Consider the following 1,620-nt stretch of genomic DNA (forward strand, 5'->3'; position numbering starts at 1 on the left):
TCCGGCACTTCAGAAGTTCCTGTCCAGAAATTCCGGGACGAATTCAAATCTCTTAATGTTATGCACGATGATTCAAGGATCTATCTTCTCCTTGGGATTGAGAACCAGTCGGAACAGAACTATGTAACGCAAGTGCAAAGCACTTGCATTCATGAGCATGTAGCAAAGCGGAATGCGAATGTCCGTTTTTTTGCCGGTCAAGAACATGGTCTATGATGCATTAGAATACGCAGGGCAGGTGGAAAATTCCACCAGATCACACAGAGAAGCAAAACAATGGCCTTCCACATCCGGAGAATATCTCACCGGCTTCTACAAGGATGACCGGCTCATCCCTGTCATAACCGTAGTCGTATACTTCGGTTCCGATACCTGGAACGCTCCCAGAAGCCTCCACGAAATGCTCTCTGTACAGGATCCCGAGATCCTTTCTCTGGTCCCCGATTATCGGACCAATCTCTTCTCACCTGCTGAGATAAAGGATGAAGAACTTGACAAACTCCAGAGCAATCTCAAAGAAGTCATGCTCTTCATTAAATACTCCAAAGATAAACGGAAACTTCAGGAGCTCACATCACAGAGCCCCGGCTTCCAATCACTCGAGCTCAAAGCAGCCCGGGTCATTGACTCCATAACCGGTATCAACTTACGTTTCACAGAAACAGAAGGGAGTGTTAATATGTGTCAGGCTGTTCAGGAAATGTGCGATGATGCACGCGCCGAAGGTCTATCCCTAGGTCATACCCAAGGTCTTCAGGACCATGCTTTACTTACTGCACAACGCATGCTGCAGGATTCCAGGTTTTCACCTGAGGATAGCAGCAGGTTTTCAGGGCTACCACTTGAGGATGTTCTGAAATTGCGGGAGAAATGATGAGTTTTATTTGAGAGAATGCTCAGAGAGCACGTGCTTTCTGAGCATTCGTTAATCCTCAATAATCATTACCTGTTTATCTTACCACATTTCTGCGATAATCTCTCCACTAAAATCTCTAACATGACTTCGTGCAATTCGCTTGAATGACTCTACTGTCAAAATACAGATGTAGCACAAGTTGCCCTATTTGTCTATTGATTTATTCCAAACTGATTCGATAACAGCGTGAAATCAATATAACACCTATCATACAACCGACTCCATTGTGAATAATATCATCAATCTCAAATAGTCCCCTGCAGGTTATCAACTGTAATACTTCTATCACCGCAGATGTAGCCATGCCGATCAATAGCCCTTTTTTCCAACTGATTCTTTTTCCCACTGCAACTGGAATCATACATCCATACGGCATCAATAACATACAGTTTAATATATTTTCTTTTAGTAATTCTCTGTCATGATAATGAAAAATTGCTTTCCATGACCAGAATACCTGCAGTTCATATTGTGGATGCGCCTGTGGAATTCGGGTGAAAACTGTAGATTCCAGGACTGTCCAGAGATATATGAATAGTAGAATTCTTGCTATCATTTGTTTAAATGAAACTTTGGTATTTATATACATATAGTGTTCGTAGATTATAACTACTGTTAATAATATGAAAAAGCAACTGAATCCTGATACTCCCCATACAGGATTCTGGTTGATTAATATCCTAAATATATTCATTATATATTTA

2 protein-coding genes and 1 pseudogene are annotated in these 1,620 nt (G+C 41.4%); 2 read left to right on the forward strand and 1 reads right to left on the reverse strand.

Translation table 11 applies throughout. The features are described 5' to 3' along the window. Positions 1–216: pseudogene (locus tag GPK58_RS12590) on the forward strand (hypothetical protein); the annotation flags it as partial. After that, complete coding sequence (locus GPK58_RS12595) at positions 179–874, forward strand: Rpn family recombination-promoting nuclease/putative transposase (RefSeq protein ID WP_215638746.1); 696 nt, start codon at positions 179–181, stop codon at positions 872–874. The pseudogene GPK58_RS12590 and the gene GPK58_RS12595, both read left to right, overlap by 38 nt. Before the next feature lie 202 nt (positions 875–1,076). Here GPK58_RS12595 and GPK58_RS12600 read toward each other — a convergent pair. Further along, a partial coding sequence (locus GPK58_RS12600; protein ID WP_252195814.1) for a VanZ family protein occupies positions 1,077–1,620 on the reverse strand: 544 nt, incomplete at its 5' end.

It is taken from the genome of Blautia sp. MCC270 (assembly GCF_018785605.1).
In the GTDB taxonomy this organism is placed as follows: domain Bacteria; phylum Bacillota; class Clostridia; order Lachnospirales; family Lachnospiraceae; genus Blautia_A; species Blautia_A fusiformis.

Bases quoted from the DNA above. Each gene is read 5' to 3' on its own strand.
- GPK58_RS12595 (WP_215638746.1), top strand. From the start codon at position 179: ATGTCCGTTTTTTTGCCGGTCAAGAACATGGTCTATGATGCATTAGAA.